The organism is Pseudomonas sp. NPDC088368, from assembly GCF_044753445.1.
Classification (GTDB): domain Bacteria; phylum Pseudomonadota; class Gammaproteobacteria; order Pseudomonadales; family Pseudomonadaceae; genus Aquipseudomonas; species Aquipseudomonas bambusae.
Map to the genome: position 1 here is coordinate 183,957 of NZ_JBIVNG010000012.1, position 24,922 is coordinate 208,878.

The 24,922-nt window shown below is 61.1% G+C and carries 21 protein-coding genes; 10 read left to right on the top strand and 11 right to left on the bottom strand.

Translation table 11 applies throughout. From position 1 onward, the window contains the following. Position 1 precedes the first annotated feature (1 nt). The 9 genes from ACIQAL_RS25405 to pilG form a co-directional block, all read right to left on the bottom strand. Positions 2 to 889: a triphosphoribosyl-dephospho-CoA synthase gene (locus ACIQAL_RS25405; protein WP_401150323.1), complete on the bottom strand. Its 888-nt coding sequence runs from the start codon at positions 887 to 889 to the stop codon at positions 2 to 4. Then, positions 889 to 2,562 (bottom strand): malonate decarboxylase subunit alpha, encoded by a 1,674-nt coding sequence (gene mdcA / locus ACIQAL_RS25410; RefSeq protein WP_341961380.1) that lies wholly within the window; start codon positions 2,560 to 2,562, stop codon positions 889 to 891. Before mdcA ends, ACIQAL_RS25405 begins: the two co-directional genes overlap by 1 nt. Before the next feature lie 106 nt (positions 2,563 to 2,668). Then, entirely contained in the window at positions 2,669 to 3,811 is a 1,143-nt protein-coding gene (locus tag ACIQAL_RS25415; protein ID WP_401150325.1) for a Fic family protein, read from the bottom strand. 279 nt (positions 3,812 to 4,090) lie between these two features. Next, complete coding sequence (locus tag ACIQAL_RS25420; RefSeq protein WP_341961375.1) at positions 4,091 to 4,561, bottom strand: chemotaxis protein CheW; 471 nt, start codon at positions 4,559 to 4,561, stop codon at positions 4,091 to 4,093. Then, entirely contained in the window at positions 4,554 to 10,550 is a 5,997-nt protein-coding gene (locus ACIQAL_RS25425) for an Hpt domain-containing protein (protein ID WP_401150327.1), read from the bottom strand. Before ACIQAL_RS25425 ends, ACIQAL_RS25420 begins: the two co-directional genes overlap by 8 nt. Positions 10,551 to 10,586: 36 nt before the next feature. Continuing rightward, positions 10,587 to 12,629, bottom strand: a complete 2,043-nt coding sequence (locus tag ACIQAL_RS25430; RefSeq protein WP_401150328.1) for a methyl-accepting chemotaxis protein — start codon at positions 12,627 to 12,629, stop codon at positions 10,587 to 10,589. 44 nt (positions 12,630 to 12,673) lie between these two features. After that, a complete protein-coding gene (locus ACIQAL_RS25435; protein WP_401150330.1) occupies positions 12,674 to 13,213 on the bottom strand; it encodes a chemotaxis protein CheW in 540 nt (179 codons plus the stop codon). 16 nt (positions 13,214 to 13,229) lie between these two features. Beyond that, entirely contained in the window at positions 13,230 to 13,595 is a 366-nt protein-coding gene (gene pilH, locus ACIQAL_RS25440) for a twitching motility response regulator PilH (RefSeq protein ID WP_093468272.1), read from the bottom strand. A gap of 45 nt (positions 13,596 to 13,640) precedes the next feature. Further along, on the bottom strand, positions 13,641 to 14,051 hold the full coding sequence (pilG, locus tag ACIQAL_RS25445; protein WP_341961371.1) for a twitching motility response regulator PilG: 411 nt from the start codon (positions 14,049 to 14,051) through the stop codon (positions 13,641 to 13,643). Positions 14,052 to 14,315: 264 nt separating this feature from the next. On the opposite strand from pilG, the gene gshB reads away from it, so the two are divergent. The 7 genes from gshB (at position 14,316) to ACIQAL_RS25480 (ending at position 20,642) form a co-directional block, all read left to right on the top strand. Next, on the top strand, positions 14,316 to 15,269 hold the full coding sequence (gene gshB, locus ACIQAL_RS25450) for a glutathione synthase (RefSeq protein WP_401150332.1): 954 nt from the start codon (positions 14,316 to 14,318) through the stop codon (positions 15,267 to 15,269). Positions 15,270 to 15,590: 321 nt separating this feature from the next. Continuing rightward, the gene (locus ACIQAL_RS25455) at positions 15,591 to 16,493 is read left to right on the top strand and encodes a TonB family protein (RefSeq protein WP_401150334.1); all 903 of its coding nucleotides are present in this window, start codon (positions 15,591 to 15,593) and stop codon (positions 16,491 to 16,493) included. A 255-nt stretch (positions 16,494 to 16,748) separates the two neighbouring features. After that, a complete protein-coding gene (locus ACIQAL_RS25460) occupies positions 16,749 to 17,318 on the top strand; it encodes a YqgE/AlgH family protein (protein WP_166595747.1) in 570 nt (189 codons plus the stop codon). Then, a complete protein-coding gene (gene ruvX, locus ACIQAL_RS25465) occupies positions 17,318 to 17,758 on the top strand; it encodes a Holliday junction resolvase RuvX (protein WP_166595748.1) in 441 nt (146 codons plus the stop codon). The genes ACIQAL_RS25460 and ruvX overlap by 1 nt, the downstream gene beginning before the upstream one ends. 77 nt (positions 17,759 to 17,835) lie before the next feature. Then, positions 17,836 to 18,357: a bifunctional pyr operon transcriptional regulator/uracil phosphoribosyltransferase PyrR gene (gene pyrR / locus ACIQAL_RS25470; RefSeq protein ID WP_401150336.1), complete on the top strand. Its 522-nt coding sequence runs from the start codon at positions 17,836 to 17,838 to the stop codon at positions 18,355 to 18,357. 12 nt (positions 18,358 to 18,369) lie between these two features. After that, a complete protein-coding gene (locus tag ACIQAL_RS25475; RefSeq protein ID WP_166595750.1) occupies positions 18,370 to 19,374 on the top strand; it encodes an aspartate carbamoyltransferase catalytic subunit in 1,005 nt (334 codons plus the stop codon). Next, positions 19,371 to 20,642: a dihydroorotase gene (locus ACIQAL_RS25480; protein ID WP_401150338.1), complete on the top strand. Its 1,272-nt coding sequence runs from the start codon at positions 19,371 to 19,373 to the stop codon at positions 20,640 to 20,642. Before ACIQAL_RS25475 ends, ACIQAL_RS25480 begins: the two co-directional genes overlap by 4 nt. 95 nt (positions 20,643 to 20,737) lie before the next feature. On the opposite strand, the gene ACIQAL_RS25485 is transcribed toward ACIQAL_RS25480, so the two are convergent. After that, positions 20,738 to 21,157 carry an NINE protein gene (locus ACIQAL_RS25485; protein WP_401150339.1) on the bottom strand — a complete coding sequence of 140 codons (420 nt, stop codon included), beginning with the start codon at positions 21,155 to 21,157 and terminating at the stop codon, positions 20,738 to 20,740. Positions 21,158 to 21,407: 250 nt separating this feature from the next. Here ACIQAL_RS25485 and ACIQAL_RS25490 point away from each other — a divergent pair, with 250 nt between their 5' ends. Continuing rightward, positions 21,408 to 22,133 carry a C40 family peptidase gene (locus tag ACIQAL_RS25490; RefSeq protein WP_401150341.1) on the top strand — a complete coding sequence of 242 codons (726 nt, stop codon included), beginning with the start codon at positions 21,408 to 21,410 and terminating at the stop codon, positions 22,131 to 22,133. A gap of 160 nt (positions 22,134 to 22,293) precedes the next feature. Here the strand turns inward: ACIQAL_RS25490 and ACIQAL_RS25495 are convergent, their stop codons facing one another. Next, on the bottom strand, positions 22,294 to 23,328 hold the full coding sequence (locus tag ACIQAL_RS25495; protein WP_166595754.1) for a type IV pilus twitching motility protein PilT: 1,035 nt from the start codon (positions 23,326 to 23,328) through the stop codon (positions 22,294 to 22,296). A gap of 54 nt (positions 23,329 to 23,382) precedes the next feature. Between ACIQAL_RS25495 and ACIQAL_RS25500 the strand changes: the two genes are divergently transcribed. Further along, complete coding sequence (locus tag ACIQAL_RS25500) at positions 23,383 to 24,069, top strand: YggS family pyridoxal phosphate-dependent enzyme (RefSeq protein ID WP_401150343.1); 687 nt, start codon at positions 23,383 to 23,385, stop codon at positions 24,067 to 24,069. A 24-nt stretch (positions 24,070 to 24,093) separates the two neighbouring features. Beyond that, positions 24,094 to 24,912 carry a pyrroline-5-carboxylate reductase gene (proC, locus tag ACIQAL_RS25505; RefSeq protein WP_401150344.1) on the top strand — a complete coding sequence of 273 codons (819 nt, stop codon included), beginning with the start codon at positions 24,094 to 24,096 and terminating at the stop codon, positions 24,910 to 24,912. The last annotated feature ends 10 nt before the right edge of the window (positions 24,913 to 24,922 follow it).

Sequence of the window (24,922 nt, forward strand, 5' to 3'; positions counted from 1 at the left end):
CTCAGACATTCCTCGTTTCATTGCCGAGCGCAGGCTCCAGGCAATCGATGAACAGGCAGGCAGCGAGCAAATCGGCCGCGCCGCCAGGGGATGCGTTCAGGCTCAGCAGCTGCTGATCCAGCTCATGCAAGGCACGTCGACCGCTGAGTGTCGCGCTGCCCCCCGCGTCCAGCACCATTTGCGCGCCGTGCTGCATGGCCTGCAAACCTTGCTCGCCTGCGCGGTACAGCACGCAGGTGTCGGACAGCGTGGTCATGATCGCCAGCAGGGCGTCGAGCCGTGCGTTCTGCTCGCCGTTGCCCGTCGCACGACTTTTTTTGAGTTGCGGCAAGCCAGTTTGCGTGACTGCCGGAAAGCCCATCTGCGCCTGTTCACGCGCGCCCATCGCGCCAAACTTACGAGCGACTTGCGCGCCGTGGCTGTTGCTGACGGGCTGATTACGGTCTCCGAGCAAGGCCAGACACCCGGCGCGCAGCCCCAACCCCGCAGGCGACAGATCAGACGCATCAAGTGCAGCGGCCGTGACCAGCAGACCAAGCGCCCAGATCGCGCCACGGTGGGTGTTTACGCCCCCGGTGGTGCGCATCATCGCGACTTCGCCTTCACGTCCGATGCGGCCAATCGCTTCACGCAAAGGCTGGCCAATCTCGCCGATCTCAATGGCCGCTTCTGCCATTTCCTTAAAAGCAGGCCATAGCGACAACGCCGACGCGTGCATCAGGCCCAAATGCAGGTCCGTGTGCGCGCCGCTGCTGCGACGGTCCACCAGCGCCGGTTTGGGCGACAGATCGGCTTCGTCGATCAGCGCGTCCACCGCCAGATCTGCCAGGCGCTCGGCCAGTGGCAGCGAACGCGGTGCTTCGTTGAATGCAACGTTGAGTGCACGCATCACCAGCTCCTGAATTTCGCAGGCGGGTTGTACAAACCACCGGACCACTCCACCAGCTCGGCGATGCTCTTGGCGGCCAACAATTCGCGGCTGGCGTCGGTGCGACGAATCCCCAGGTCTTCGGGCAGCGCGATCAAACCTTCGCGGCGCATGCGGGCGGTGTCTTTGGGGTTGTGGCGCAGGCCAATCGAGGTGACGCCCGCGACCGCTGCGATCATTGCCTGACGCTCTTCGAGGCTGCGCGCCTTGTAGAGATAGGCGATGCCCTCTTCGGTCAGCAGGTGGGTCACGTCGTCGCCGTAGACCATGATTGGGGCCAGCGGCATGCCGCTTTTCTTGGCGACGTCGATGGCGTCCAGCGTTTCGACGAAGGTCGGCTTACCGCCTTCCTGGAAGGTCTCGACCATCTGCACCACGAGCTTTTTGCCGCGTTCGAGGTAGGCGTCGGTGTCCGGGTTTTGCTGACGCATGTCGAGCCAGGCCGGAGTGCTGTGGCGACGACCGCGTGGGTCGTGGCCCATGTTGGGCGCCCCCCCGAAACCCGCAAGCCGACCACGGGTAACGGTCGAGGAATGCCCGTCACCGTCCACTTGCAGCGTGGCACCGATGAACAAGTCCACGGCGTACTGGCCTGCGAGCTGGCACATCATCCGGTTGGAACGCATCGAGCCGTCGCGACCGGTGAAGAACACGTCCGGGCGGGCCGCGATGTAATTCTCCATGCCCAGTTCGGTGCCGAAGCAATGCACACTTTCGACCCAGCCGCTTTCAATGGCCGGGATCAGGGTCGGATGGGGATTGAGGGTCCAGTTGCGGCAGATTTTGCCTTTCAGCCCCAGCGACTCGCCGTAGGTCGGCAGGATCAGCTCAATGGCAGCCGTGTTGAAACCGATGCCGTGGTTCAGCGACTGAACGTTGTGTTTCTCGTAGATGCCGCGAATCGCCATCATCGCCATCAGCACGTGAACAGGCTTGATATGGCGCGGGTCACGGGTGAACAGCGGTTCGATGTAGAAAGGCTTGTCGGCCACCACCACGAAGTCGACCCACGAAGCCGGAATGTCCACGCGAGGCAGGTCGCTGACGTCGTCTACCAGTTGATTCACCTGCACGATGACGATGCCATCGCTGAACGCGGCAGGCTCGATCAGGGCCGGGGTGTCTTCAGTGCTGGCGCCGGTGTAGATGTTGCCCGCGCGGTCGGCCATGAACCCGGCAGACAGCACGACGTTGGGAATCAGGTCCACCAACAGGCGGGAATACAGCTCGATGTACGTGTGAATCGCGCCGATTTCCAGCAGCCCGTCTTCCAGCAACTGGCTGATACGCAGACTTTGCGTACCGGCAAAAGAGAAATCGAGCTTGCGGGCGATCCCACGTTCGAAGAGGTCCAAGTGCTCGGCGCGGCCGACGCTGGGCATGATCATGTGCAGGTCATGCAGCTTGCCGGGATCGGCTTTCACCAAAGAACGTGAAAGGAAATCCGCCTGTTTCTGGTTGTTGCCTTCAAGCACCACGCGATCACCGGGCGCAATCAACGCCTCCAGTGCCGCGACGATCTTGTCGGTGGGCAGAACCACGCCATCGGCGAGGGAACGCACTTGTTCGAGCCGCCGCTGCTTTTCGCTGCGACGACGCGACCAGCGCGGGTCAAGTTTTGTTGTAGTCGTCATGCTGACTCCACGAGTTCGCTGTCGTGGGTCACATTAGGGCGAGTGGGTTGGGGGCATCAATCAAGCAGAGACGTGGATCGTTACGGTTGGAGTAATGATGGGTGCGTCACCCGTTGATTTGATAACGGGTATTTCGCCCACCACCTGGAAGTTTCATCAGGCAGCCTTTTTCCAACAGGTCTGAAAGATGGCGAGTTGCGGTGGCCTTGCTGACCTTCGCGACGGCTTGATATTGCGCTGCGCTGATGCCCTCGACGAATCCCCTACCGGCTTTTTCGGACAACACGTCACCGTTCAGCAAACGGTTGAGGACTTTGGTTTGTTCAGGGGAAAGGCCAGCATCCCGGTGCTTTTGCCAGAAACGCGCCTTCGCCAGCACGCGGTCGATACGTTGCATCGCCTGTTTCAGCGTATCGAGCAGGGTCCCCAGAAACCAGACCAGCCAGGAAGTAAGATTGACGCCGCCACGCTGGGTGGCTTCCAGAATCTGGTAATAATCCTGACGGGTGTTGAGGATGCTTGCGGACATAGCATAGAAACGGATCGCCTGATGTTCACCCTGGGCCAGCGCCAGATCGGTGATCGCACGTGTCAGACGACCGTTGCCATCGTCGAAGGGATGCAATGTGACGAACCAGAAATGCGCGATGCCTGCACGCAGCAGAGGATCGAGGGTCGGGTCTGATCGGCTGGTGTTGAACCAATAGAAAAAACCCTCCAGCTGTTTCTCAAGTCCATCGCGGCTCGGTGCCTCGAAATGCACCACAGGCCGGTCGATGCGACCGGACACCACCTGCATCGGTTCCTCCCCCCTGAGCACTCCAACCCGGACGTGATGGGCCAGCAGCGAATCGGTCTCGGGAAACAGCAAACGGTGCCAGTGCATCAGTCGAGAAGAGTCTAGTGGCAGGTCGTGCCGCTGTGTGGCATCCAACATCAGCTCTGCCAATCCTTCGCTGCGCGCGCTCACCCGCTCATCGCTGACCAGCCCGAGACGTTTGGCAAGCGAGGACCGCACAGAACCTACGTTCAACTGCTCGCCTTCGATCGCCGACGACATGATGATGTTTTGCAGCAAAGCGTCGAGCTCGGTCTGCGCACTGGCCTCCTCCCCTGAAGCTCGGATCATGCCCAGCAACTGCCCCTGCGCCTGCGTGCAGGTACGCAACAAAGGCGCCAAGGATTCGACTTTCCACGTGAAAGCGGGCCAGTGGGGGTGCTGCCAGATCCATTCGACGGAGTGATTCAAGCGAAAGCCTCAACACGTGGTGAGCCGAATATGGGGGATATACGGCTCATATAATGAGCCGAATATGCGATGTATTCGGCTCATAGTCCAGCGAATGAATAGGGTTGGCGAAAAATGACGCCATCGCTTTGATGAGATCGTCTGATTTTGCTGACGCTACGGTCGAGCGCGACCCCGGGCCGATCGTAGGCAAGCCAACTCCCACGGCCTTCGGCCAGAATCAAACGCTGGCGCCCGTCGCATTGCTCCCACGGTCATTGGTATCCACAACGACTCCCCCTACACCAACCCCGCATCCACCAACCACTGCTCCAACCCCACCAGATCCGGCACTTTCGCGACCGTCTCGCCCACCTGCACCGCCGCCAGTTCCAGCTCGGCCAGCGGCACATCGACGTAACTCAACTGGCTGTCCAGTTTGCAGGACCGTGGAATCCCTTGGGTCAGCAATGCGATGAACTTCAGGTCTGGCCTGCCGCCCAATGCGTTGAGGACAACGATGCGCGCTCGGCCGCCGACGCGGGCGCGGTTGCCGCAGGCGGCTTCGAAGCAGAGCAACGGGAGGCTGCGGTGGCGCCAATTGATGGGGCCCAGGTACCACTGAGGCGCGGCGGGGTCGGCGACGCTGTCTTGATAGTCGATCAATTCGGCGACAGCCACGTTGGGCAGCAGCAGGTGCCGGTCGCTCAAGGGGATGAGCAGGCCGGTGAGGCTGGTCAGGCGTGCGGTTTGAGTCGTGGTGTCAGACATGCACGTGGCTCCAGTGCGCGATGCTCTCCAGCAGCGCCGCTTCCTGATACGGCTTGCTCATGTAGTCGTTGACCCCCAGCGCCATGGCCCGATCCCGGTGTTTTTGCCCGGAGCGGGAGGTGATCATGATGATCGGCAGGTGCTTCAACGCTTCGTCTTCGCGCACTTTGCTGGCCACCTCGAAGCCGTCCATGCGCGGCATTTCGATGTCGAGCAGCATGACGTCCGGCGTGTGCTCCTGAAGCAACGCCATGGCGTCCACCCCGTCCTTGGCGGTCAATACGTTCATGCCGTTGCGCTCCAGCAAACGGCCCGTGACCTTGCGCACGGTGACCGAATCGTCGACCACCATCACCAGCAACGGACGTGCCTGTTCGGGTTCGACATAACGGGACGGCGCCTGCCCCGACACTTGCAACGCCAGCATCTGTGCGTGCAAGCGGCGGATGTGGGCGAACAGGTCGAGGATCAGCACCACGCGCCCGTCGCCGAGAATGGTCGCGCCGGAAATCCCCTGCACGCCCGCGAACTGCGGGCCGAGGTTTTTCACGACAATTTCCCGCGACCCCATTAAAGCGTCCACCTGCACGGCCACCCACTGGTCATGCACGTGCACCAGCAGCACCGGCAGCGGTTGGGTCTGGCCCGAGAATTTCGGTGGTTGGCCATTGTTAAGCAGCTCACCGAGGTAGCGCAGCTCATACGTGCGCTCGCCGTACTGATAACGCGGGGGCGCTGACTGGTAATACGTTTCCAGCTCACCGGGCATCACGCGCACGATGCCTTCGACACTGTTCAGCGGTACCGCGTATTGCTCGTCGCCGCACTGCACCATCAGCGCTCGATTCACCGAGACCGAGAACGGCAGTCGAATGCGAAACCGTGCGCCCTGCCCCGACCTCGAATCAATGACCATAGAGCCGCCCAGCTCTTTCACCTCGGCGTGCACCACGTCCATCCCGACGCCACGCCCCGAGATCTGCGTGATGGTCTCAGCGGTCGAAAAACCGGCCTGAAGAATGAACTGCAAGGTGTCGTGTTCGCTCAGCTCGGCATCCGAGGCGATCAAGCCACGCTTGATCGCCTTGCGCCGCACGGCTTCGAAATCGACACCGGCGCCGTCGTCGCTCAGTTCAATGACAATATCGCCGCCTTCATGCGCAAGGCTGAGGGTGATGTGGCCGGTTTCAGACTTGCCCGCGGCGAGGCGTTTTTCGGTGCTTTCCAGGCCGTGGTCAATGGCGTTGCGCAGCATGTGTTCCAGCGGCGCGACCATGCGTTCCAGGACGTTGCGGTCCATTTCGCCTTCGGCGTTGACCACATCGAACTTGACCTTCTTGTGCAGTTCACCCGACACCTGCCGCACGATGCGGCGAAGGCGCGGCACCATGCGTTCGAAAGGCACCATGCGCGTGCGCATCAGGTTTTCTTGCAACTCGGTGTTCACCCGCGCCTGCTGCGACAGCAGCGTTTCGGCCTCATGAGTGCGGGTGTCCAGGGTTTCCTTGAGGTCCATCAGGTCGGACGCGGACTCGAACAACGCCCGGGACAACTGCTGCAATTGCGAATGTCGGTCCATTTCCAGCGGATCGAATTCCTCGTAGCCCTCACGCGCGGCCTGATGATCGCGGCTGAGAATTCGGCCTTGGGTCTCGATGTCCAATCGACGCAATTGGTCGCGCATCCGCTCGATGGTGGTTTCCATCTCGGCGAGGGTGATCTGGGCGTCGCTGACCTGCTGTTCAATGCGGCCCCGGAAGATCGACGTTTCACCCGCCAGATTCACCAAATCCTCCAACTGCTCGGCAGGCACCTTGACCATTTCCGGGCCGCTGCGCTCGGCTTCGGCGTCCGGCGCGGCGGGGGCTGGCGCGGCGGGGGCTGGCTCTGCAACTGACGGTGCTACAACGGGCGAAATCTCCGCCGGTTTGGCGATGACTTCCTGAACGCCGCCCGAAGCGGAATAGTGCGCAATGCTCTCGATCAGCAGCGCCGGGTTGGGCAACGGCTCGTAACCGCGCACGGCATCGACCATGTCAGCGAGCATGTCGTGTCCGCTTTGCAGCAGGCCGTTGAGCAGCGCGCTGTTCTTGAGCGCACCGGAGGCGAGGCCTTCGTACAGCGACTCCATTTCATGGGCGAGGTCGCCAATCGGGGCGATTTCCACCATCCGCGCACCGCCCTTGAGGGTGTGCAGGTCACGCAGCAGGTTTTCCACTTCGAGCGTGTTTTGCGGATCGGCCTGCCAACGCACCAGCGCGGCGCTGGAACTCTCAATGATGTCGTCGGCTTCTTCGAGGAAGATTTCCAGCAACTCGGGATCGCGCTCGTCCAGCGGCTGGATCATCGAGCCGACGTTTCTCGGCTCGGCGTCGGGTGCCAGCACCGGCCCTGTGGATTGTCGAAACGACCGGATTGATTCGATCAAGGCTTGGGGAGAGGCCAGTTCGCTGCGGTTTTGCAGCTGTTCGAGCATCAAGGCCAGATGATCGTGGCTGCGGATCAGCATATCCGCCAGCGCCGGGGTGTGACTGCAACGTCGGTCGATCAGGCTTTCATAAAGCGATTCAAGCTCGTGCCCCAGGTCGCCGACTGGGCCGATTTCGGCCATCCGTGCGCCGCCCTTGAGGGTGTGCAAATCCCGTTGCAACGAAGAGAGCGGCATCGGGTTTTCGGGGTCGTCCAGCCAGCGCTGAAGTGCATGGCCTGCGCTGTCGAGGATGTCGACGGCTTCCTCAAGGAAGATGTCGACGATTTCCTGATCGATGTCGTCTCGCTCGGACTTGGCTTCAATCGGCTCAGCCTCCAGATGACCGGTGGCCTCGCTCAGTTCCGTCACGTGGGTCGCCAGCCCGCCTTCGCTCTTGATCACGCCCATGGCAGACGGGTCGAGACCTTCTTCCAGCAACTCGCGCAGTGCCCGAACCCGCTCAGGGCATGGCTGGACCTGCTGACCCGCCGCGACCTGATCGAGCATGTTGATCAGTGCTTCATGGGCGTTTTCGGCTTCATGAAAGAAGCGGTCGCTGACCGCCAGACTGCTCTCTTCAACCGCGCCATACAGGTCGAGCAGGGCTTCGCACAATTCATCGACCTGCGGCAGATCCGCCATGTGCGCGCCGTGACCGAGCATGGTCAGTTCATCGAGCAGCGCGTTGAGCTCCTGACGCTCACCCGGATGCTGCCGCCAGCGTTTGAGCAGGTTTTCGGCGTCCAGCAGGATGTCCATGCCTTCGGCCAGGAAGCTGGCGATCAGTTGCGGATTACGGCGAATGCGCAGGCCGTTGTTGTCGGCGCTCAAGGCAGCGGCCATTCTGTCGTCGAGCAGTTCGTGAGCGGCGGCGATCAATGCGCCAGCGCCTTCGATGGGCATCAGCGGGTCGACATCCAGCTGCGCCAACCCTTGATGAAACAGCGGTTCGGCGGAGCGCAGCAAATCAATTTCAGGCGAGCCGACGGCGATCAGGTTGGTCTTGAACTCGCGCACCAACTGATCAAGCGGGCTGGCCAATTCGGCCATCGGCAACACGCCCGCCATGTAGGCGCTGCCCTTGAGCGTGTGCAAGGCGCGGAGCAACTCGTCGCTGAACGAGGGCGATTCTTCGCCCTGAGCGGCGTTGAGGTAGCGATTCAGCACGTCCAGATGGGTGTGGGCTTCCTGACGGAAAATCTCCAGCAATTGCGGGTCGAAGCCCTCGTCTTCCGGCTCTGCGACCGGGACAGGTGCCGCCAACTCAGGCGCTGCGCTTTCGCCTTGCGCCAGCGCGTGGGCGCGGCCGGCGAGCAGGTCCACGTCGTCGCGCTGACGCTGCACGTCTTCGGCGAAGTCCCGGATGACATCCGGCAGCAGCATCAGCACGTCGCGCAACAATTGCTGGACTTGCGTTGTAGGTTCAACGCTGCGCTCAAGCACGCGGTTGAGCAGGTTTTCCACCGACCATGCCAACTCACCAATGATCAGCGCCCGGACCATGCGCCCGCTGCCCTTGAGCGTGTGAAACGCCCGACGCATCTCGCCCAGCGCCGACAGATTCTCGGCATCGTGTAGCCAGCGCGGCAAATATTCGTGCAGCGCTTCGAGCACTTCATCGGTTTCTTCGAGGAACACGTCGCGCAGTTCATCGTCCACCGGCGGTTCGTCCTTGGGCGGCGGCAGCAGACTGGCGGGGACGTGGCGCGCAGGCGGGTTGACGGCAGACACCGGGCTGGCCAGGACTTGGGCGATGCTCTGGCCATCATTGGACACAGCTGGCTCGTGCAGCTCGTCCTGACGCACGATCTCTTCGAGGACCGGTACGTCGGCCTCGGCGACCGGCGAATAACCGAGTTTGGCCAGGCTTTCCTGAGCCAGGTCCAGCACATGCTCGCCCGGCGCTTCCGGGTCTTCGGCCATGCGCTCCAGGTAATACTCGATGCCGATGATGACGTCGGCCAAGTGGTCCAGCTGCGACCAGGCCGGACGCTGACCGTCTTTCAACAGGTGCTCGACAATGTAGTCATTACACGCTGCCAGCAACCCCGATGCGCGGGCCAGCGGAATCATCGCCAGCGCGCCGCGCACCTGCGTCAGCTGCGCAGAAAGTGGAGACAACCGCTCGCGATCCCGCTCGCCATCCAGGTAATCGTCGATGGCGTCCTTGGCCTGCTGCAGCACGGCGCGGGCTTCCTTGATGACCAACTGGTGAATCTGGCTCAGGTCCGTGGTGGGCAGACGGCTTTCTTCGGGGCTGCTTTGGTCGACCGTCCCGGCCATGCCTGCCAGCGTTGCTTCGACGTAGAGCAACGCGCCAGCGACGTCCATGAGGGTCGGGTCATTGGGTTCACGTTGGCCCTGGGCCATGCCTTGCACCACGGCAAGCTGATCGATGATGACCTTGCGCGGCTGGCCGAAACCCAGCACCGCCAGCGTGTCGGCGATCTGCCGAAGAGGCGGCAGCAAAGCATTGAGCTCACTCACGTGCTGCCGGTCGCCACGAACGAAAACGTCCAGTCGCTCCTTGGTGCCGACCAGCTCATCGCACAAGGCGATGATCACCGATCGCATGGCGTCCCGATCAGGGCCGGCCAGCCGGGTGCGCTCTTCATCCACCAGCGCGCTTGCAGGCAGGGCTTCGGCCAGGCCGTATTGATCCTTCAAATCCATCATCCTTTGCGCCTGACTGTCAGATTTGGCGATGTAAAACAGCAAACTTTTCAGCAGCTCATCCGGAGCGGGCTGATTGATGCCTGCGATGCCCTGTTCCAGCAGCCGCTTGAGTTCCTTGTCGGCATCCTTGAACAGGCTGCGCAGGGCCGGACTGTTGGTGAAATGCCCGCCCGCCATGGTCTCGACCAGCGCGGACACGATGCGCCACAGCGGCTCCAGCGGCGCATCCCGACACAGCACTTCGAGGCGGGCGAAGACCTTGCTCATGTAGCCGAGCTGGGTCTGCATGTCTTGTTCGCGCAGCAGGCCGACCAGTGCGGTTTGCAGGCTCTGGCGCCACTTGCGCAATTTGACGGGAAGTTCGGGAAAGTCGCGCTCAGCCAGCGCCTGTTCGTCGAGCTCCGGAATCGACAGCAGTTGCGGCGAAAAGAGGCTGGTTTCCGAGAGCAGGCTTTCGCCTCGTGCGCTGCGCAGGTCGTTGAGCAGTGGCAGCACCACCAGCGGCAGGTCGCGTCGGGCGGAATACACACGGTCCAGGTACACCGGCAACTGGCTCATCGCCAGGTTCAACAGCTGGACGGCTTCGGCTTCTTGCCCAACATGCCCCTTTTGCAGCGCCACCGCGAGCTGCTCGATCTCTTCGGCGAACAGCGCGGCGCCATAGAATTCGATCATTTGCAGGCTGCCGTGGACCTGATGGATGAAGCCCAGGCAGACGTCCATGGCCGCAGGGTCATGAGGACGCGCGACGAAAATGTCGAGTGCCTGCCGGGCGTGCTTCAGGGTGTCGGCGATCTCGCCCTTGACCCACTCCAGGGCCACGTAGTCGTGACGGTCAGCCATGGTGGCTCCAGTTGCCCAAGTCCTGTGACCTGACGATCAATGTGAGTCCCGCGATGGCGGCAGTGTAAAACCGGACACCGAGCGGCGCATCTCACTGGCCATCTTCGCCAGATTGCCCATGCTCTGCGCAGTGGCTGCGGTGCCCGACGTGGTCTGCGTGGTGGTCTGCTGTATCACGGTCATGGTCGCCGAAATCTGCTGGCCCAGCGCGGCCTGCTGCTGCGCGGCGTTGGTGATGCTTTCGACGAGCGCCGCCAGCACTTTGGAGACCCCTTCGATTTCCTCCAGCGCCACACCGGCATCCTGCGCCAAACGTGCGCCCCGCACCACCTCAGTCGTCGTCTGCTCCATGGAGATGACGGCCTCGTTGGTGTCGTTCTGAATCGCCCGGACCAGTGTTTCAATCTGCTTGGTCGCCGACGACGAACGCTCGGCCAGACGCTGAACCTCGTCCGCCACCACCGCAAAGCCCCGCCCGGCATCTCCCGCCATGGACGCTTGAATCGCGGCATTGAGCGCAAGGATGTTGGTCTGGTCGGCAATGTCGTCGATCAAGCTGACAATGTCGCCAATTTCTTGAGAAGACTCGCCCAGGCGTTTGATGCGCTTGGACGTGTCCTGAATCTGTTCGCGAATGTTATCCATGCCGTTGATGGTGTTGTGCACCACCTCGTTGCCCTTGTTGGCAATTTCCACAGAGCGCTCGGCCACGGCCACCGATTCGCCTGCGTTGGCCGAGACTTGATCGATGGACATCGCCATGTCGTTGATCGCGTTGGACGCTGCCGCAATCTGCAACGCCTGATGCTCGGACGCTGCGGCGAGTTGGGTCGCGGTGGTCTGGGTGTCCTTGACCGCGCCGAACACCTGCTCGGCGGTGAGGTTGATGGTCGCCACCAGCTCGCGCAACTGATCGATGGAGTAATTGATCGAGTCAGCGATGGCACCGGTGAAGTCCTCGGTGACCGACGCCGCCACCGTCAGGTCGCCGTCGGCCAAATCTTCAATTTCATCCAGCAAACGCATGATCGCGGTCTGGTTGCGCTCGCTTTTCTCGGCGGTCTCGCGCAACTGGCGGTTGGTTTCCCGCACCATCACTAGGCCGATCAAGATGATCGACCCCAGCGCCAGCAGGCCCAGAAGATAGCCCACGTAGATGTTGGCTTTCCGCCCGCCGGCCATGTGTTCGAAGCTGTTCGCCAGCACCGACGCTTCGTCGAGCAGCGTTTGGGACAGCGTAAAAATATTGCCCGCAGACTCGCGCACATCCAGCAATTCCGGCGACGTTTCCAGAATTTCGTCAACCGATCCCGACACGAACTGGAACAGCTCGGCAATTTCGGCCAGTCGTGCGCGAGCGTCGCGGTCTTCGACCTGGGTGATTTTCAACGTTGCGTTGCCTTCCAGCATGCCGTTGAGAACGCGACCAAACTGGCTGGCATCCCGACCAAACGCGTCAGCGGCCTGAACCGCGGTTTCGTCGCCCGAGAGCACGGTGTTCACGGCGCCGAGAATGCGCTCGGCCAGCAGTGACTGACGCTGAGCGAGCGCGACCTGGCTGGCCGGGGCACGGGTCTGCAGCAGAATATCGACGACTTTTTCCGACTCGATCTGCAATTGCGGGATGGTCTCGGCCAACGTCGCAGCCACCTGATGCAGGGACAGCACCGTTTGCTCGCGGGAGAGAATGACATCGGTGCTTTTTCGCAGATTTTCCCAGTCGTTCTGCACGGCTTTCAGCTCATCGCTGACTTCGACCGGTGCCGCAGGAAGCCCTGTGTTTTTATCGCCTTTTTTCAGATATTCCCAGCGCGTGTCGAAATCGTTGCGCGCGTCGGCCAGCAATTTGAAGGCCGCAGCTTTGCCCGCCGCCGCTTCGGTGGCGTTCTTGGCGATGCGCTGGGACAGCACCCGCAGCTCGCCCGCGTGGCCGATGTACTGTTTGTCGTAGTTGGATTGCGTGCTCAGGTACGCAAAGTTGACGAACAGCAACATGATGAAAATGATCAGGCAGACGAACAGCACGACGATTTGCGAGCGGCTGAATGCTCCTTCCAGTGACTTGCCGGTATTACTCATTGCTCAGGGCTCCGCCTGACGTTCGGTTGTGTGGCCAAACCGGATTAAAGGGCGACATTCATGAAGCCCGGCGATTGCACCAACGCTCTGGGGCTGAACACCCGCCAGGCCTGCTCGCGCAGGAAGCGGCCTTGGAGGTAGGGCGCAATGTCGGGATCGCTGTCGTCAGGGGATTCCGGCATCAGGCTGCGCTCATTGAAGTGCTGCATGCCCAACACCTCGTCCACCAGCAGACCGGCGAACACGTCCTGATGATCGATCACCAGCACCCGGCGCCGCTTGCGCAAGGGCGACAGTTCATGGCCGAAGAAAGCGTGCAAATCCATGATCGGCAACAACCGCCCGCGCAGGTTGGCGATGCCCCGAACCCAAGGCTTCACGCCTGGCAGCGCGGCATAGCGAGGCTCATGCAGGATTTCGTCGACTTCGCCCATCGGCGCGACGTACAAATGCTCGCCCATGCGAAAACCGATGCCGCTCCAGCCTTGCTGCCGGGTTTCCTGCAACGGAAGTCCGGCCGCCAACGAGCGGCACTGCTGGTCGATGTCGAGCAGCAGTTGAAAGGCAGTTTGTGACTGAGCCATGGACGCTGGCCGGCCTTCAGCCCGCCAACACCGCGTTCAGGGTTTTCATGAGGGTTTCTTCGTCCACCGGCTTGGTCAGGTAATCCCGCGCACCCTGGCGCTTGCCCCAGACCTTGTCGGTTTCCTGATCCTTGGTGGTGATCATGATCACCGGGATCATGTTGGTGTCGGCATCTTTAGTCAGCTGGCGGGTGGCCTGGAAGCCGTTCAGGCCGGGCATGACGATGTCCATCAGCACCGCATCGGGTTTTTCCTGACGCGCCAGGGCGACGCCATCGGCACCGTTTTCAGCCTTGAGCACCTGATGACCGTGCTTTTCCAGCATCCCGGTCAGCTTGTACATTTCGGTCGGCGAGTCGTCGACGATCAGAATTCGAGCCATGGTGCATCCCCATAGAAACAGCCGCCCCTCACGGAAGGCACGGCATCAAGATAGTTGTTGTTCTACTGCCACGAACCCCGGCACGTGGGCCTTGATCGCACTGAGCAGCTCTTCCTTGCTAAACGGCTTGGTCAAAAACTGATCGGACCCGACGATACGCCCCTTGGCCTTATCGAACAGCCCGTCCCTGGAGGACAACATGATCACCGGCGTAGACTTGAATGCCCGGTTGTTCTTGATCAACGCACAGGTCTGATACCCGTCCAGCCGGGGCATCATGATGTCGACAAAAATGATTCTTGGATGATTATCGGCGATCTTGGCCAGAGCATCGAAGCCATCGACAGCAGTGATCACCTCACAACCGACGTTCTTCAACAGCGTCTCGGCGGTCCGACGAATCGTGCGCGAGTCGTCGATGATCATGACTTTCAGTGGGGCTGAATGCTGTTCCATATCTGCTCTACCATCGCCAAGGCGATTCAGATGGGTTTGCCTTCTGCCTGGCTTCTGGTGCTGTTTGAATCGCTGAACCCCCATCTAGAGGGGTATATGACAACTGACCTGACGTCAGATGCCGAGCCTTTTTAGCACACTCTAAAGGCGCAATCCATAAAGCAAATGCGCCACGCTTGCCCCTTGACCGCGAGCCAGCGCAGCGCCACCCTGACGCGTATTTTCAGGCCCACTCAGGCCATTACCGGACAGAGGATATACCCCATGAGCGTTCGCGTTGGCATTGTCATGGACCCTATCGAGCGCATCTCCTATAAAAAGGACAGCTCGCTGGCCATGCTCCTGGCGGCGCAGGCGCGCGGCTGGTCGCTGTTCTACATGGAACAGCAGGATTTGTATCAGGTAGCCGGTCAGGCCCGCGCCCGCATGAAACCGCTGAAAGTCTTCGCGAACCCGGAGCACTGGTTCGAATTCGAAGCCGAAATCGACAACGGCCTCGACGATCTGGACGTGATCCTGATGCGCAAGGACCCGCCGTTCGACATGGATTTCATCTACACCACGTACCTGCTGGAACAGGCCGAACGTGCGGGCACGTTGATCGTGAACAAGCCGCAAAGCCTGCGCGACTGCAACGAGAAGCTGTTCGCGACGCAATTCCCGCACTGCACGCCGCCCACGCTGGTGAGTCGTCGCGCCGACATTCTGAAGGCCTTCGCCGCCGAACATGGCGACGTGATTTACAAGCCGCTGGACGGCATGGGCGGCACCTCGATCTTCCGCCACCGCGCTGAAGACCCGAACCTGTCAGTGATTCTCGAAACCCTGACCGTCAACGGCGCGCACCAGATCATGGCCCAGGCCTACCTGCCAGCGATCAAGGACGGCGACAAGCGCATTCTGATGGTCGATGGCGAGCCGGTGCCGTACTGCCTGGCGCGTATTCCGGCAGCGGGCGAAACCCGTGGCAATCTGGCGGCCGGTGGCCGTGGCGAAGCCCGCCCGCTGAGCGACCGCGACCGCTGGATCGCCGCCGAAATCGGCCCGACCTTGCGTGAAAAGGGCTTGTTGTTCGTGGGCCTGGACGTGATCGGCGACCACCTGACCGAAATCAACGTCACCAGCCCGACCTGCATCCGCGAAATCGACAATGCGTACGGCACCGATATTGGTGGGCTGCTGATGGATGCGATCGAGAAGAAGCTGAAGGCGCGCTAAGTCGCCTTTGTTGCATTAACGCAGTCACGCTTGCGTAGGAGTTGGCTTGCCTACGATCTGGCGCGCAGCGGCAGTAAACCCTGACGACGCGGTGTACCTGAAATACCGCGTCCACCGATTTTACTGCCGGTTCCCGGCAGATCGCAGGCAAGCCAGCTCCTACGCCTTCGGCAGAAGCAAAGCAAATCCGGTTCACCACCCACTAATCGGCCCGCCGTCATCAAACCCCAAGACGTCCCTGACATTGCGTTATCATGCGCGGCCTGAATTTCGCCTTAGGTTGGTTTTCGCAATGCTGGTTCATGTGATTCCGGAGCGCCGATGAACGCGGCGGTCGACAGTGATCTCCCGATGGCCCTGACCCGCACCCACGTGCGCCCGCGTGATCGTCTGGGTTTTACCCTGCTGATCGCGGCCCTCGTGCATTTGGCGCTGATCCTTGGGGTGGGCTTCACCTACGTCAAACCCGAAACCATCAGCCAGACCCTGGAAATCACCCTCGCCCCCTTCAAGAGCGACACCAAGCCGAAGGATGCAGACTTCCTTGCCCAGGAAAACCAGCAAGGCAGCGGCACGCTCGACAAGAAAGCGGTGCCCAAGACCACCGAAATCGCGCCATACCAAGACACCCAGATCAACAAGGTGACCCCGCCGCCTGCCGCCAAGCCGGTGGTGAAGCAGGAAGCGCCCAAGACCGCCGTCGCCACCAAGGCACCTGCGAAAGAAAAGACCGTCGCCAAACGGGACGAGGTCAAAACCGAAGAGCCGAAGAAAGCCGCGCCGACCTTCGACAGCACGCAGCTGAACAGCGAAATCGCCAGCCTCGAAGCCGAACTGGCCGACGAGCAGCAGGCGTACGCCAAGCGTCCGAAGATCCATCGCCTGAGCGCGGCCTCGACCATGCGCGACAAGGGCGCCTGGTACAAAGAGGACTGGCGCAAGAAGATCGAGCGCATCGGCAACCTCAACTACCCCGAAGAAGCGCGCCGCCAGCAGATCTACGGCAGCCTGCGGATGATGGTGTCGATCAACCGGGACGGCTCTTTGTATGAAGTGCTGGTGCTGGAGTCTTCCGGCCAGCCGCTGCTGGATCAGGCAGCCCAGCGCATCGTCCGACTTGCCGCGCCCTTCGCGCCATTTACCGGCGACCTGTCGGACATCGACCGACTGGAAATCATCCGCACCTGGAAATTCGCCCGTGGGGACAAGCTTTCCAGTAATTGACGGAACGCGACCCCACAGACGCCCTCCTCTGTGGGAGCGAATTCATTCGCGAAGAGGGGACATTCAACGCATTTGTGTCGCCTGACGGATTTTTCGCGAATGAATTCGCTCCCACAGTTCATGCATTCCAAAGCAGTATCCGATTCGCCCGCTGCATCCCCTTGCGCATGAAACCTGACCCACGTCGCGATTTATCCCCCGCTGCGTCGGTTCTGCCAGTTGTCACAGCAGCCCTACGGCGCCACACTAGGGCTCATGAAAAACGTCACTCCGTCGTACCTCAAGCACCAATTTCTGATCGCCATGCCCCACATGCACGATGAGAACTTCGCTCAGACCTTGACCTATATCGTCGAGCACAACGCCAATGGCGCCATGGGTCTGGTGATCAACCGACCGCAAAGCCTGTCGCTGGCCGATATTCTCGAACAGCTGCGACCGGAGTTGGCGCCGCCCGCCCGTTGTCAGCACATCCCCATTCATGTCGGCGGCCCGGTGCAAACCGACCGTGGCTTCGTCCTGCACCCGACCGGCCAAGTGTTTCAGGCCACAGTCGATCTGGGCGGCATCTCGCTGTCCACCTCGCAAGACGTGCTGTTCTCCATCGCCGACGGCTACGGCCCTGATCAAAATTTGATCACGCTGGGCTATGCGGGCTGGGACGCAGGCCAACTGGAAGCTGAGTTCGCTGCCAATGCCTGGCTCAACTGCGCATTCGACCCGGCCATTCTGTTCGAAGTCGACAGCGAACTCCGTCTCGACGCCGCCGCCGCCAAACTCGGCATCAACCTGAATCTGCTGACCAGCCAGGCGGGCCACGCCTGATGGCTGCATTGCGTCTGCTTCTGGGCTTCGACTACGGCACCCGACAAATCGGCGTTGCCGTCGGCCAGGTGATCACCGGCCAAGCGCGCGAGCTGTGCACACTGAAGGCTCAAAACGGCGTTCCGGACTGGGACAAGGTGCAGGCACTGATCACCGAATGGAAGCCCGACGCTATCGTCGTCGGCCTGCCGCTCAACATGGACGGCACCCCCAGCGAAATGAGCGCTCGCGCCGAGAAGTTCTCGCGCAAGCTCAATGGACGTTTCAACCTCCCCGTGTACACCCACGACGAGCGCCTGACCACCTTCGAAGCCAAGGGCGAGCGCATGGCCCGTGGTGGCCAGCGTGGCAGTTACCGCGACAACCCGGTGGACGCCATCGCCGCGGCTCTGCTGCTGCAAGGCTGGCTGGACGCCAACGGCGCGCTGTTTGAAACCTGAGCGGTTTACACTGCAACGAATCCGAGTTTTAGCCCTGCCGTCCGCCATCGCACGGCCGGGTTCTTGAAGGAGCCACCATGACCCTGCCCAATCCCGCCGCACTGATCAGCCAGATGGCGATCGACCTGAGCGCACACCTGAACAAACGCGGCATCAGCGAACCCCGTTTCATCGGCATCCGCACCGGCGGCGTTTGGGTCGCGCAAGCCCTGCTCGAAGCGCTGGGCAGCCAGTCGCCACTGGGCACGCTGGACGTTTCTTTCTATCGTGACGACTTCAGCCAGAACGGCCTGCACCCTCAAGTGCGTCCGTCGGAGCTGCCGTTCGAGATCGAAGGCCAGCATCTGGTGCTGATCGATGACGTGCTGATGAGTGGCCGGACCATTCGCGCCGCCCTCAATGAACTGTTCGACTATGGCCGCCCGGCCAGCGTAACGCTGGTGTCGCTGCTCGACCTGGACGCCGCCGAGCTGCCGATTCGTCCGAATGTGACCGGCGCGACGCTGAATCTGTCTCCAGACGAGCGCGTCAAACTGTCCGGCCCGACGCCGCTCACGCTGGAGCTGCAAGACCTTTCCACCGATTCCGCCGCCCTCTAAGAGTCCTTTGCGATGACGCCTCTCGACGCCAAGCGCCCGCTGCAACTGAACCATCAGGGTCAGTTGCAACATTTCCTCTCGCTCGACGGTTTGCCCCGCGAACTGCTCACCGAAATCCTCGACACCGCTGATTCGTTCCTCGAAGTCGGCGCCCGGGCGGTGAAGAAAGTCCCGCTGTTGCGCGGCAAAACCGTGTGCAACGTGTTCTTCGAGAACTCGACGCGCACCCGCACTACATTCGAACTGGCGGCACAGCGGCTGTCAGCGGACGTCATCACTCTGAACGTGTCGACGTCCTCCACCAGCAAGGGCGAGACGCTGTTCGACACCCTGCGCAACCTTGAGGCCATGGCCGCCGACATGTTCGTCGTACGTCACGGCGATTCGGGCGCGGCGCACTTCATCGCGGAGCACGTTTGCCCGCAGGTGGCGATCATCAACGGTGGCGACGGGCGCCATGCACACCCGACGCAAGGCATGCTCGACATGCTGACCATCCGCCGCCACAAGGGCGACTTCAAGAACCTGTCGGTGGCCATCGTTGGCGATATCCTGCACTCCCGCGTGGCGCGTTCGAACATGATCGCGCTCAAGGCGCTGGGCTGCCCGGACATCCGCGTGGTCGCGCCGAAAACCCTGCTGCCGATTGGCGTCGAGCAGTATGGCGTAAAGGTCTACACCGACCTGACCGAGGGCCTCAAAGACGTGGACGTGGTGATCATGCTGCGTCTGCAACGGGAAAGAATGTCCGGCGGCCTGCTGCCGAGCGAAGGCGAGTTCTACCGCCTGTTCGGCCTGACCACCGCGCGTCTGGCCGGTGCCAAGCCCGACGCCATCGTCATGCACCCCGGCCCGATCAACCGGGGTGTGGAAATCGAATCGGCGGTGGCCGACGGCGCCCACTCGGTGATCCTCAATCAAGTGACCTACGGCATTGCAATCCGCATGGCCGTTCTGTCCATGGCCATGAGTGGCCAAACCGCGCAACGTCAGTTCGAGCAGGAGAACGCCCAGTGAAGTTCAGCATCCTCGGCGCTCGCGTCATCGACCCTGTCAGCGGTCTGGATCAAGTCATCGACGTTCACCTTGAGGCAGGCAAAATCCTCGCCCTGGGCGCGGCCCCTGCCGATTTCTCGCCTTCGCAAACCATCGACGGCCAAGGCCTTGTGGCGGCGCCGGGTCTGGTTGACCTGAACGTGTCCCTGCGCGAACCGGGCTACAGCCGCAAAGGCAGTATCGCCAGTGAAACCCGCGCCGCTGCGGCCGGTGGCGTGACCAGCCTATGCTGTCCGCCGCGCACCAAGCCGGTCCTGGACACCTCGGCGGTGGCTGAGTTGATTCTGGACCGCGCCCGCGAGGCCGGCCACAGCAAGGTGTTCCCCATCGGCGCGCTGAGCAAGGGTCTCGAAGGCGAGCAACTGGCCGAACTGATCGCCCTGCGCGACGCCGGTTGCGTGGCGTTTACCAACGGCCTGACCAATTTCAAGAGCAATCGCACGCTGTGCCGCGCGCTGGAATACGCCGCGACCTTCGACCTGACCGTGATTTTCAATTCGCAGGACCACGATCTGGCAGCAGGCGGTATGGCTCATGACGGCCCGACGGCAGCGTTCCTCGGCCTGCCGGGCATTCCGGAAACCGCTGAAACCGTGGCGTTGGCCCGCGACCTGCTGCTGGTCGAACAAAGCGGCGTGCGCGCGCACTTCACGCAATTGACCAGCGCGCGGGGCGTGGCATTGGTTGCTCAGGCGCAAGCCCGTGGTTTGCCGGTGACGGCCGACGTGGCGCTGTATCAGTTAATCCTGACGGACGAAGCGCTGATCGACTTCTCCAGCCTCTATCACGTGCAACCGCCCCTGCGCACCCGCGCCGACCGCGACGCGCTGCGTGAGGCAGTCAAATCGGGTGTGGTTCAAGCGATCTCCAGCCATCACCAGCCTCATGAACGTGACGCCAAGCTGGCTCCGTTCGGCGCGACTGAACCGGGGATCAGCAGTGTCGAGCTGCTGCTGCCGCTGGCGATGACATTGGTGGAAGACGGCCTGTTGGACCTGCCGACGCTCTTGTCGCGTCTCAGCGCAGGTCCTGCAGCGGCCCTGCGTTTGCCTGCGGGCCAACTGGCAGCGGGTGCAGCGGCAGATCTAGTGTTGTTTGATCCCGCGGCTTCCACTGTGGCAGGCGAAAAATGGCTGTCGAAGGGCGAAAACAGCCCGTTCCTCGGCCACTGCTTGCCGGGCGCTGTCAGGTACACCTTCGTGGATGGGCGGATGAGCTATATCGCGTAGTTAACCCCCGTAGCCACACGGCTTGCCGACGGTGGCGCCTTCAAAATCGCTACCGTCGGCAAGCCAGACTGCTACAGAGTTTCGCGACGTTCGTTTCAACGACGTCGGGCATTTTTCTCCGAAATCTGGTCATTCAACGTCCAGAAATCATACAAAATCCCCAGAAAGAACAGTCCCCCCGTCAGCAGGTAGATGATCCCGGTGATCCATTTGCCCTGATACATCCGATGCAGCCCGAACACGCCTAGAAACGTCAGCAGAATCCACGCGACGCTGTAATCGGTCGGTCCGTCGCTGAAACGCATGTCCGCCTGTTCGTCCATCGAGGGGATCAGGAACAGGTCAATCAACCAGCCAATCCCCAACAGCCCCAAGGTGAAAAACCAGATCGTCCCGGTCACCGGCTTGCCGTAATAGAACCGGTGAGAGCCGGTAAAACCGAAAATCCACAACAGGTATCCCATGACCTTGCTGTGGGTGTCTGGCCGCTGGCCATCCGGGTAATAGGTGTTCATTGGGTACCTCTTTTGGGGCAATAGAAAAAAATATGCGTAAGTTTTGTGACTTTCGTGATGCCGTCCGACGTATGGCTTGAACCTCTGTCCATCCCTGCAAACCCTTGTTCTGCAAGGGGGAGCCTACCGCGATGTGACATTTTTGCGGTCAATTCTGACTTCCCGGGCAGTAAATTGTTCGACAAATGGGATCAGAATCCTTGAAAAAGCTGTTATAAAGTTGCGCGCTGACCCACATGAGCCCTGCCTAATGCGTCCATTTTTGAAGACATGGCTGACTATCTGTCTATTTATGCCACTGGCCGCCCACGCCACCAATCGTGAGCAACCGCTACCTCCAAGCTTCACCGGATTTACAGCGAACAGTCATCCTTCGCCAACATCGGTAGCGAGTAAAAGAGTCACCCAAGAGGCCCTCGAAGAAACGGCAATGCCGCTCGAAACCTCCGATAAGAAAAGCCGAACCACCAAAGGCAAAAAAGCCCAGGCCGGTTCTCACAAGATTTCGCAGCACACCGTTGCCCTCGCCACAACGGGGCAGATGGGCACCAAGCAAAGCAGCAACGTAGTCAACCGGGCCGTCAAGGCCATCGGTACACCTTATCGTTGGGGCGGTACTAGCCCAACAAAAGGGTTCGATTGCAGTGGCTTGGTGAAATACGCGTTTAACGACGTGAGCGAAGTGGATTTGCCGCGCACCTCCAATGCTATGTCCGAAGGACACGGGCAAAAGGTCGATCGCAAGGACTTGAAGCCAGGCGACTTGTTGTTCTTCAACATCAAGAGCCGTCAGGTGAATCACGTCGCGATTTATCTGGGTGATGATCGCTTCGTCCACGCGCCTCGCCGTGGCAAGGCCGTGACGATCGACACGCTGAAAAAGCCGTACTGGGACAGCCACTACGTCGTGGCCAAACGTGTACTGCCGAAGCAACCACCGAGCAAGAAAGGCACCGTGCGGATCGCGCAACGCTGATCTGCGACGTTCTGTCTGACGACGGAACCCAGCTGCCGAATGCAAGACCTGTGGGAGCGAATTTCTTCGCGATACGGTGGTACAGCCGATAGAGTTTTATCGGATGTACTGACCAATCGCGAATGAATTCGCTCCCACAGTTGTATCCAGCGCTTGGCAGTTAAAAGTTATCCGGCGTCTTCGCCTTCTCGCGAGCGCTTTCCCGCGTGATCAGCCCTTTGGTCACCAGGTCTTTCAGGCACATGTCCAGTGTCTGCATCCCCAACGCGCCCCCGGTCTGAATCGACGAGTACATCTGCGCCACTTTGTCCTCGCGGATGAGGTTACGAATCGCCGACGTGCCGATCATGATTTCGTGCGCTGCGACCCGACCGCCGCCCACCTTTTTCAGCAATGCCTGCGACACGATGGCGTGCAGCGACTCAGACAGCATTGAGCGAATCATCGATTTTTCCTGAGCTGGAAACACGTCCACGATCCGGTCGATACTTTTCGCCGCCGACGTGGTGTGCAAAGTGCCGAACACCAAGTGCCCGGTTTCCGCAGCGGTCAGCGCCAGTCGAATGGTTTCCAGGTCCCGCAGCTCACCCACCAGAATCACGTCCGGGTCTTCCCGCAGCGCCGACCGCAGGGCTTCGGCGAAGCCGTGGGTGTCGCGGTGGACTTCACGTTGGTTGATCAGGCTCTTCTTGGACTCGTGAACGAATTCGATCGGGTCTTCGATGGTCAGGATGTGGTGGTGCTTGTTGGCGTTCAGGTAATCGACCATCGCGGCGAGCGTCGTCGATTTACCCGAACCGGTCGGCCCGGTGACCAGCACCAGTCCACGGGGGACGTCTGTAATCTTCCGAAACACTTCCCCCATGCCCAGGTCTTCCATGCTCAGGACCTTCGACGGAATGGTCCGGAACACGGCGCCTGCGCCACGGTTCTGGTTGAACGCGTTGACCCTGAACCGCGCAACGCCAGGCACTTCAAAGGAAAAGTCCGTCTCCAGATCTTCCTCGAAGTCCTTGCGTTGCTTGTCGTTCATGATGTCGTAGATCAGCGCCTGGACTTCTTTCTGGTCCAGCGCTGGCAGGTTGATCCGCCGCACATCGCCATCGACCCGGATCATCGGCGGCAGGCCAGCCGAGAGGTGTAAGTCCGACGCGCCTTGCTTGGCACTGAAGGCAAGCAGCTCGGTAATATCCATACAGCTCCTCATCACATAGAATGCCGCAGACTTTAGCCCTGCTGGCGCAAATCAATGTCCACGATAGCAGAGAACATTTCAACGCTCGCAGAGCGAATTCGTCACGCCGCTCAGGTGGCCCAACGCGACCCGTCGTCCGTCCGGCTGCTGGCCGTGAGCAAGACCAAGCCCGTCAGCGATCTGCGCGAAGCGTATGACGCCGGGCTGCGCGACTTTGGCGAGAACTACCTGCAAGAAGCCCTCGGCAAACAGACCGAATTGAGCGACCTGCCCTTGATCTGGCATTTCATCGGCCCCATCCAGTCAAACAAGACTCGCGCCATCGCCGAGCATTTTGACTGGGTACATTCCGTGGATCGTTTGAAAATCGCACAACGCCTGTCCGAACAACGCCCCGCCGAACTGCCTCCTCTCAACATTTGCATTCAGATCAACGTCAGTGGCGAGGCGAGCAAATCCGGCTGCACCCCTGAAGATCTGCCTGCGCTGGCACACGCAATCAGCGCCCTGCCCAATCTGAGATTGCGCGGCTTGATGGCAATTCCCGAACCGACCGAAAACAGCGACGAACAGAACGCCGCGTTCGCGACCGTGCGCAACCTGCAAGACCAACTGAACCTGCCGCTGGACACCCTTTCCATGGGCATGAGCCACGACCTGGAAGCCGCCATTGCACAAGGCGCGACTTGGGTGCGGATCGGCACTGCCCTCTTTGGCGCCCGCAATTATGGGCAGCCTTAACTTTTGCCTCACAGGAAGCCGTTCATGAGCAAAACCCGTATCGCGTTTATCGGCGCCGGTAACATGGCCGCCAGCTTGATTGGCGGCATGCGTGCCCAGGGCGTCGCAGCTGATTTGATCCGCGCCAGCGACCCCGGCCAGGAAACCCGTGAGCGCGTGGCCAAAGAGCACGGCATCACCGTTGTGGCCGATAACGCCGAAGCCATCGAAGGCGCCGACGTGGTGCTGCTGGCGGTGAAGCCGCAGATGATGAAAGCCGTCTGCGAAGCGATCAAACCGGCCCTGAAGCCGAACCAATTGATCGTCTCGATTGCCGCCGGTATCACCTGCGCCAGCATGAAAGCCTGGTTGGGCGATCAGCCGCTGGTGCGCTGCATGCCTAACACCCCGGCGCTGCTGCGTCAGGGTGTGAGCGGGCTGTACGCCACCGATGACGTGACCCAGACCCAACGTCAGCAGGCCGAAACCCTGCTGTCCGCCGTCGGCATCGCGCTGTGGGTGGACACCGAAGCCCAAATCGACGCTGTGACCGCCGTATCGGGCAGCGGCCCGGCGTATTTCTTCCTGCTGATCGAAGCGATGACCGCCGCAGGCGTGAAGCTGGGCTTGTCTCCAGACGTTGCCAAGCAGCTGAGCCAGGAAACCGCGCTCGGCGCCGCCCGCATGGCCACCACCAGCGATGTTGATGCGGCTGTGCTGCGTCGTCGCGTCACTTCGCCTGCGGGCACCACGGAAGCCGCGATCAAATCGTTCCAGGCCGATGGCTTTGAAGCGATTGTCGAGAAAGCGCTGGGCGCCGCCGCGCATCGCTCGGCCGAGCTTGCCGAACTGCTGGGCAAATAAAGGAGCAATT

Coding starts and splice junctions, on each gene's coding strand:
- ACIQAL_RS25405 (WP_401150323.1), bottom strand. CDS start 889: ATGCGTGCACTCAACGTTGCATTCAACGAAGCACCGCGTTCGCTGCCA.
- mdcA (WP_341961380.1), bottom strand. CDS start 2,562: ATGACGACTACAACAAAACTTGACCCGCGCTGGTCGCGTCGTCGCAGC.
- ACIQAL_RS25420 (WP_341961375.1), bottom strand. CDS start 4,561: ATGTCTGACACCACGACTCAAACCGCACGCCTGACCAGCCTCACCGGC.
- ACIQAL_RS25425 (WP_401150327.1), bottom strand. CDS start 10,550: ATGGCTGACCGTCACGACTACGTGGCCCTGGAGTGGGTCAAGGGCGAG.
- ACIQAL_RS25430 (WP_401150328.1), bottom strand. CDS start 12,629: ATGAGTAATACCGGCAAGTCACTGGAAGGAGCATTCAGCCGCTCGCAA.
- ACIQAL_RS25435 (WP_401150330.1), bottom strand. CDS start 13,213: ATGGCTCAGTCACAAACTGCCTTTCAACTGCTGCTCGACATCGACCAG.
- pilH (WP_093468272.1), bottom strand. CDS start 13,595: ATGGCTCGAATTCTGATCGTCGACGACTCGCCGACCGAAATGTACAAG.
- pilG (WP_341961371.1), bottom strand. CDS start 14,051: ATGGAACAGCATTCAGCCCCACTGAAAGTCATGATCATCGACGACTCG.
- gshB (WP_401150332.1), top strand. CDS start 14,316: ATGAGCGTTCGCGTTGGCATTGTCATGGACCCTATCGAGCGCATCTCC.
- ACIQAL_RS25455 (WP_401150334.1), top strand. CDS start 15,591: ATGAACGCGGCGGTCGACAGTGATCTCCCGATGGCCCTGACCCGCACC.
- ACIQAL_RS25460 (WP_166595747.1), top strand. CDS start 16,749: ATGAAAAACGTCACTCCGTCGTACCTCAAGCACCAATTTCTGATCGCC.
- ruvX (WP_166595748.1), top strand. CDS start 17,318: ATGGCTGCATTGCGTCTGCTTCTGGGCTTCGACTACGGCACCCGACAA.
- pyrR (WP_401150336.1), top strand. CDS start 17,836: ATGACCCTGCCCAATCCCGCCGCACTGATCAGCCAGATGGCGATCGAC.
- ACIQAL_RS25475 (WP_166595750.1), top strand. CDS start 18,370: ATGACGCCTCTCGACGCCAAGCGCCCGCTGCAACTGAACCATCAGGGT.
- ACIQAL_RS25485 (WP_401150339.1), bottom strand. CDS start 21,157: ATGAACACCTATTACCCGGATGGCCAGCGGCCAGACACCCACAGCAAG.
- ACIQAL_RS25490 (WP_401150341.1), top strand. CDS start 21,408: ATGCGTCCATTTTTGAAGACATGGCTGACTATCTGTCTATTTATGCCA.
- ACIQAL_RS25495 (WP_166595754.1), bottom strand. CDS start 23,328: ATGGATATTACCGAGCTGCTTGCCTTCAGTGCCAAGCAAGGCGCGTCG.
- ACIQAL_RS25500 (WP_401150343.1), top strand. CDS start 23,383: ATGTCCACGATAGCAGAGAACATTTCAACGCTCGCAGAGCGAATTCGT.
- proC (WP_401150344.1), top strand. CDS start 24,094: ATGAGCAAAACCCGTATCGCGTTTATCGGCGCCGGTAACATGGCCGCC.